We start from the raw sequence: 6522 nt of genomic DNA on the forward strand, positions 1-6522 counted from the left end.
CTCGTCGGCGACGAGCACCACGTCGGCGCTGTTCGGGCCGACGAACGACGCGACGACCGCGAGGGCGTCGGCGGCGGGACCCTGGCCCGCGGGGGCCGGGACGGGCACCAGCGGGGCGACCGCGGGCAGCAGGCGGGCGGCGGCGGTGGCCGCGGCGAGCGCGACGGCCGACTCGGTGGCCTCGGCGGTGGGGACGGCGTTCATCAGTGCTTCTCCTCGACGGTGACGACCATGCAGGCGAGCCGGGACCCGTTGTTGCCGGCGGCGGCGCGCGCGAGCACGACGCCGTCCACGACCACGTCGAGCGGCTGGGAGGACGGGTGGGACAGGGGGACGACGTCGCCGACGGACAGGTCGACGACGTCGCGGGGACGGACGGTGACGGGCGCGAACCGGACCGCGACGGCGACCGGCACGTCCTCGACGGCGGCCTCCAGGTCGAGGACCGCGGCCTCGTGGGCGCGCTGGTCCTCGGCGGAGCGCCCGCTGGCGCCGTCGGCCTGGCGGACCGCACCGAGCAGCAGCTCCGCGGGGAACATGACGGTCGCGAGGTCCTCGCGCTCGCCGACCCGCATCTGGAACGTGGCGACCAGCACCGCGTCGGAGGCCGGGACGGCCTGCACGAACTGCGGGTTGTACTGCACGGAGCGCAGGGTCACGTCCAGGGGCGTCAGCGAGGAGAACGCGTAGCCGAGGTCGCCGAGGGCGGCCTGCATGACGCCGCGCAGCAGCGTGAGCTCGATCTCGGTGAGCTCGCGGTCCTCGCGGGCGTCGCCGCTGCCGGGCCCGCCGAGCAGGTAGTCGATCCACACCATCGTGGTGCTGACCGGGACCTGGACGACGGCGGTCTGCCGGCTCTGCTCGATCGTGCAGAGCATCATCGCGGTCGTGCCGGGCAGGCCGCGCACGTACTCGTCGTAGGTCCGCAGCTCGAGGCCGTCCAGGGTGACCTGGGCCATGGCGCGCAGCCGCGCGGTGAGCTGGTTGCCCCACTGCCGGGCGAAGGTCTCGAAGGCCATCTCGAGCACGCGGGCGTGCTCGCGGGCCATCGTCATGGGCCGGCGGAAGTCGTAGGGCTCGGGTGCGTGGGTGCGCCGGCGCGAGCGCGCCGGGGCCTGACCCGTGGTGTGGACCGTCACGCCCACCCTCATCGGCGCGCGAACGGGTGATGTGAGGGGTCTCGTGCGGTCGGCGCCGAGAACTTCTCCGCCCTCGGCCCCTCGTGGGCCGGCGTGCTGCGGAGCGATGTGGCGCCCTCCGTGGCGCCGTGGTTCACCGCTCGGCGACAGCCCTGGTCAGAGGGCTGCCGCCGGGAGGTCGGACGGGACGCGCGTCGCCGCGCGGCCCGTCACTGGGTCACGTAGTTCGTCAGGTAGACGTCCATCACCTCTCCGTGGTACAGCTCCTCGAGCTGGTGCAGGAACTCCCCCTTGAGGGTGTCCCGCGTCTCCGGGTCGCTGATCTCCGCGACCGTCTTGCCGGAGAACAGCGCGATGGCGGCGTCCACCGCCTTGCCGGTGTCGGGGGCGCCGTGGCCGCCCGCCTCGACGGTCATCTGCAGGGAGAACCCGAGGCGCAGGTAGTGGCCCTGCGCGAGGTTCAGGCTGATCGGCTCCACGGCGACGACCTCGCCGGGCTCCGGCGGCGGCTCGGCGGCCTCCGCGTCCCCGCCCCCGGCCATGCCGAGGAAGTAGTAGGCGGCCGCGCCGCCCAGGACCAGCACCCCGGCGATGATGCCGATGAGCAGGCCCTTCTTGCCCTTCTTCTTGGCCTCCGGCTCGGGCGCCGGGGCCTCCTTGGCGGTCGCACCGCCGCCGATCTTGCCGCCGCCGATCTTCTGGCCGCCGCCGATCACCCGCTGCTCGATGGGCATCGTCCCCTACCCTCCCGTCGTCTCACCGGCTGCCACCGCGGGCAGCAGCGCACGGACCGTCTCCGGTGCCGCGCTCAGGATCACCATGTCGACCCGCCGGTTGGCGGTCATCGCGTCGTCGCCTCCCCCGGCCACGAGGGGCCGGGTGTCGCCGTAGCCCACCGCCTGGATGCGGGAGCCCGGCATGCCGTCGCGCTCCACCATGTGCCGGAGCACCTGGGTGGCGCGGTCGGACGAGAGCTCCCAGTTGGTCGCGTACCGTCCGGAGATCGGGACCGTGTTGGCGTGGCCCTCGACCGAGATCTGCTCCTGGAGCGCCACCAGCGTCGGGGACGCCAGGTCCAGGACGGACATCGCGGTGGGCGTCAGCTGCGCCGAGCCCTGCGCGAAGAACACGTCGTCGGCGACCAGCCCGAGCACCAGCCCGCGCTCGTCCACCCGGAACCTCACCGCGTCCTGCAGGCCCTGGCTGCTCAGCGCCGCCAGGATGTGCTGCTTCACCTGCTCCAGGTGCGCGGCCTCCGCCTGCGCGGCAGCGAGCACCGAGGCGTCCACCGCGGTCGGATCCGTCACGGGCGTCGGGTTCGACGCCTGCTCCCCCAGGCCGGTGTCCGCGTCGACAATCGCGGCGGTGCCGGCCTCCGGCCCGTCGGTCGCGCCGGAGGTGCCGTCGAGCACGCCGGTGCTGCCGTTGAGGGCGGAGCTGCTGATCGACCCGTCGCCGAACCCGGCGGCGAGCGAGGAGCGCAGGGCGATGTACTTCTCCTGGTCCACCTGGCTGATCGCGAACAGCACGATGAACAGCGCCATGAGGACCGTGATCATGTCGGAGTAGGAGACGAGCCAGCGCTCGTGGTTGACGTGCTCCTCCTCCTCGTGGCCCCGGCGGCGACCGCGCCCGTGGCCGCCGCTGCTCACGCCGCTTCCTTCTTCTCGGCGGGCGTGTCGGGCAGCAGGGAGCGCAGGCGCTCGCCGACGAGGCGCGGGTTGGCGCCGGCCTGCACGGCCAGCAGGCCCTCCAGCGTGACCTCCATCTGCGCGCACTCCAGGTCGGAGAACCGCTTGATGCGGACGCCGATCGGCAGCCACACCACGTTCGCGGACAGGATGCCCCAGAGGGTCGCGACGAACGCCGCGGCGATGGAGTGGCCCAGCGAGGCCGGGTCGGACAGGTTCTCCAGCACGTGCACCAGGGAGATGACCGTGCCGATGATGCCGATGGTCGGCGCGTAGCCGCCCATGTCCTGGAAGTACTTCGACCAGACCTTCTCGCGGGTCCGCTTGGTCGCGATCTTGTCCTCGAGGATGATCCGCAGGTCGTCGGGGTCCGTGCCGTCGATCGCGGCCTGGAGCCCGCCGCGCAGGAACGGGTCGTTGATGTCCTTCGCCGCGTCCTCGAGCGCCAGCAGGCCCTCGCGCCGCGCGCGGTCGGCCAGGTCGACCAGGGTGTCGACGGTCTCGGTCGGGTCGGGGCGCTTGTTGAGGAACGCCCGCGGGACCGCCTTGTAGGACTCGACGACGTCCTTCATCGTGTGCCCGGCGATGCCGACGCCGATGGTGCCGAGCCACACCAGGATGAGCGGCGGGAGCAGGAAGATCGACATCGGGTCCGCGCCCTCGAGGATGAGGGCGGTGAAGATCGCGCCGAACGCGACGACGATGCCGATGAAACCGGCGGGATCCATGTCAGCGGCTCCTGGGTCGCAGGGGGACGGTGTCGGCGAGCGGCGCGTCGTCGTCGGACCGCTCGTCGCCGGGCCCGGTGTCCCGGACCAGCTCGACGGCGGGGTGCGGCGCGGCCTGGATCTCCTGGGCGCGGGCCAGGAGATGCGCGCGGTGCTCGTTCACCCGCGCGATGACCTCCGTCATCGACTCCCGGACGATGTACTTCGTCCCGTCGATGAGGGTCAGGATGGTGTCGGGCGCGCTGTCGACGCGCTGGAGCAGGTCCGGGTTGACCCCGAACTGGGCCCCGTTCAGGCGCGTCACGATGATCACAGCGGTCTTCCCGTCCCTGGTGGTGCGTGTGCGGCGATCGCCGCCCGGCCCCTCCGTGGGCCGTACACCCGTTCCCATCGGCCGTGCGGCCGGGCGGATGAGCCTTTCCGGCGACTCGTCGGGCCCTCTCGGAGAGTCTGCGCAGGGCGCCGGACCAGCCTCGGAGCGAACGTCCTCGACGTGTGGGCAGGGATTCCCCAAAGTGTCGTCCAGAACGTTCCCAAACTGTAGTCTCCGCAGGTCAGCGCGCTGCAGCGACGTCCTCGTGGACCGGTTGGGGCGGGCGAATCGACCCGCCCCAACTGCGGGCGAGGTCGAGGGTTTCGCACCGACTGCCGGCGTGTCGGCACGGCGTGTCGGTCGAAACCCTCGACCTCGGCGGGGCTGACGCGTCAGCGCTTGAGGTTGACGAGCTCCTGCAGCACCTCGTCGGAGGTGGTGATCACGCGGGAGTTCGCCTGGAAGCCGCGCTGGGCGATGATCAGCTGCGTGAACTCCGTGGACAGGTCCACGTTGCTCATCTCCAGCGAGCCGGCGGACAGCGTGCCGCGGCCGCCGGCACCGGCGGTGCCGACCTGCGGGTCGCCCGAGTTCACCGTGGTGCTGAACAGCGAGCCGCCCGCCTTCTGCAGACCGGCCGGGTTGGTGAACGACGCCAGGGCGATGCGGCCCAGGCCCTGCTTGAGGCCGTTGCTGAACGCGCCGGTGATGGTGCCGTCCGAGCCGAGCGAGAACGACTCGAGGATGCCGGCGGCGTAGCCGTCCTGCTTCCCGGCCTTGGCCGTGTCGACGCCCGCCATGCCGGTGATGCCGGACAGGTCGACCGTGACGCCGCCGAGGTCGAACGTGGCGTCGCCGGAGGTCCCGTCGGTCCAGGTCAGGTTGCCGGAGCCGTCGAAGGTCAGCGGCGTGGTGGCGTAGGTGCTGGTGCCGTCGGTGGCGCCCATGGTCCAGCCGGTGGCCGTCTTGGTCATCGTCACCTGGATCTCGCGCTCGGCGCCCAGCTGGTCGTACGCGGTGACCTTGAGGGTCTTGACGGTGCCCTCGGCCGCGTCGGACTGCAGGTTGCCCGCGAACGGCGCCGTGGTGGTGGCGCGCGCCGGCATGACGGTGCCGACGGCGACGCGGATGTCCCCGACGGGGCTGCTGGTGTCGATGACGCCGTTGGCGTCCGCGGCCCAGCCCTGGACGATCGCGCCGTCGCCCGGCAGGACCATCTGGCCGGTGGAGTCGAAGTCGAACGACCCGGCGCGCGTGTAGTACTGCTGCGTGCCCTGGCGGACGACGAAGAAGCCGTCGCCGGAGATCATCATGTCGGTGCTGCGGCCGGTGAGCTGCGCGGCGCCCTGCGTGAACGAGGTCGTGATGCCCGCGACCTGCACGCCGAGGCCGACCTGCGCCGGGTTCTGACCGCCCTGGCCGCCCTGGGGGGCCGCGGCGGCGTTGAGCATCTGGCTCAGGGTGTCCTGGAACTGGATCTGCGAGGCCTTGAACCCGGTGGTGTTCACGTTCGCGATGTTGTTGCCGGTCACGTCGAGCATCGTCTGGTGGCTGCGCAGACCGCTGATGCCGGAGAAGAGAGAGCGGAGCATGGTGGGTCGTCCCTTCGGGATTCGGGTGGTACCGGACCGCGGTCAGGCGGTGGTCGTGGAGTCGGTGTCGCCGTCGGGGTCGGCGGTGACCGGGGGCGTGGCGCCGGCGGGCAGCACGCTGGAGACGGCGTCGAGGGGGATCTCGGTCTTGCCGATCTTCAGCAGCGGGACCGAGCCGGAGTAGTCGACCGAGTCGACGACGCCGTACTTCGTGGCGCCGTCCTCGGTCCAGCCGACCTGCTGGCCGACGAGGTCGGCCGAGGCCATGCGCATCTGCAGCGCGAACTGCTCGCGCGACGAGGCCTGGATCTCGGTGAGGGCCTCCATCATCCCGAGCTGCGTGGTCTGGGCCATCATCTGGCTCGTGTCCATGGGGCTGCTCGGGTCCTGGTTGGACAGCTGGGTGATGAGGAGCTGCAGGAACGTGTCCTTGTCCAGCTCCTTGACCGGCGTCTTCCCGGCCGCCGCGTCGGTGCGCGTGGCGCCGATCGTCGAGGCGTCGATGTTCAGGGACATGCGGGGCTCCTGGTCAGACGAGGAGGTCGAGGCCGCCGGTGGCGGACGACGCGGAGGCGGTGGCCGGGCCGGCGGTGCCGGTCGGCTCGGACGGGTCGGTGCCGGTCGCCCGGACGCCCGGGCGGGTGGCCGCGGTGCCGCGGCTGCCGGGCTCGCCGGTGCGGTCGCCCGCGCCGTCGGAGCCGAGGCTCACGTCGGACGACAGGCCGGAGGCCTGCAGGTCGCGGCGCAGGTCGGGCAGCGACTTCTGCAGCGCGTCGCGCGCGGCGTCCGTGCTGCCGACGAGCTCGACGCGCACCGACTCCGGGGAGATGTGGGCGACGACCTTGACGGGCCCGAAGTGCTCGGGGTCGACCTGCAGGGTGAGGACGTGGCGCCCGGGACCGGCGGCACGCAGCGCGGGCGCCTGCTCGGCGATCTTGCCCGCGAGCTGGTCGGCGAGCGGCGCGGCCTGGGTGGCCGGGGCGGTGACCCGGTGCTGCACCGTGCCGACCTGCACCGCGGTGGGGGCGACCGGCGCCGTCGTGGGCGCGGGCGCCGCGT

Annotated in this window: 8 protein-coding genes and 1 pseudogene; all 9 read right to left on the minus strand. The window is 72.6% G+C overall.

Going from position 1 to position 6522, the window contains the following annotated elements:
• Positions 1 to 204 (minus strand): annotated as a pseudogene (locus tag EBM89_RS18870) (flagellar motor switch protein FliN); the annotation flags it as partial.
• Positions 204 to 1139: a flagellar motor switch protein FliM gene (locus EBM89_RS18875; RefSeq protein WP_233571855.1), complete on the minus strand. Its 936-nt coding sequence runs from the start codon at positions 1137 to 1139 to the stop codon at positions 204 to 206. The gene EBM89_RS18875 and the pseudogene EBM89_RS18870, both read right to left, overlap by 1 nt.
• A 209-nt stretch (positions 1140 to 1348) precedes the next feature.
• Complete coding sequence (locus EBM89_RS18880; RefSeq protein ID WP_122151161.1) at positions 1349 to 1873, minus strand: flagellar basal body-associated FliL family protein; 525 nt, start codon at positions 1871 to 1873, stop codon at positions 1349 to 1351.
• Between the two features lie 6 nt (positions 1874 to 1879).
• A complete protein-coding gene (locus tag EBM89_RS18885) occupies positions 1880 to 2791 on the minus strand; it encodes an OmpA/MotB family protein (RefSeq protein ID WP_122151162.1) in 912 nt (303 codons plus the stop codon).
• Positions 2788 to 3558 (minus strand): motility protein A, encoded by a 771-nt coding sequence (locus tag EBM89_RS18890; protein WP_122151163.1) that lies wholly within the window; start codon positions 3556 to 3558, stop codon positions 2788 to 2790. Before EBM89_RS18890 ends, EBM89_RS18885 begins: the two co-directional genes overlap by 4 nt.
• A 1-nt stretch (position 3559) precedes the next feature.
• Positions 3560 to 3871 (minus strand): flagellar FlbD family protein, encoded by a 312-nt coding sequence (locus EBM89_RS18895; protein WP_122151164.1) that lies wholly within the window; start codon positions 3869 to 3871, stop codon positions 3560 to 3562.
• A gap of 392 nt (positions 3872 to 4263) precedes the next feature.
• Positions 4264 to 5463 carry a flagellar hook protein FlgE gene (locus tag EBM89_RS18900; protein WP_122151165.1) on the minus strand — a complete coding sequence of 400 codons (1200 nt, stop codon included), beginning with the start codon at positions 5461 to 5463 and terminating at the stop codon, positions 4264 to 4266.
• A gap of 42 nt (positions 5464 to 5505) precedes the next feature.
• Positions 5506 to 5979: a flagellar hook capping FlgD N-terminal domain-containing protein gene (locus tag EBM89_RS18905; RefSeq protein ID WP_122151166.1), complete on the minus strand. Its 474-nt coding sequence runs from the start codon at positions 5977 to 5979 to the stop codon at positions 5506 to 5508.
• 13 nt (positions 5980 to 5992) lie between these two features.
• The coding region (locus EBM89_RS18910) for a flagellar hook-length control protein FliK (protein WP_147463625.1) at positions 5993 to 6522 on the minus strand (530 nt) is incomplete at its 5' end.

This window comes from Cellulomonas triticagri (assembly GCF_003696205.1).
GTDB classification, from domain to species: domain Bacteria; phylum Actinomycetota; class Actinomycetes; order Actinomycetales; family Cellulomonadaceae; genus Cellulomonas; species Cellulomonas triticagri.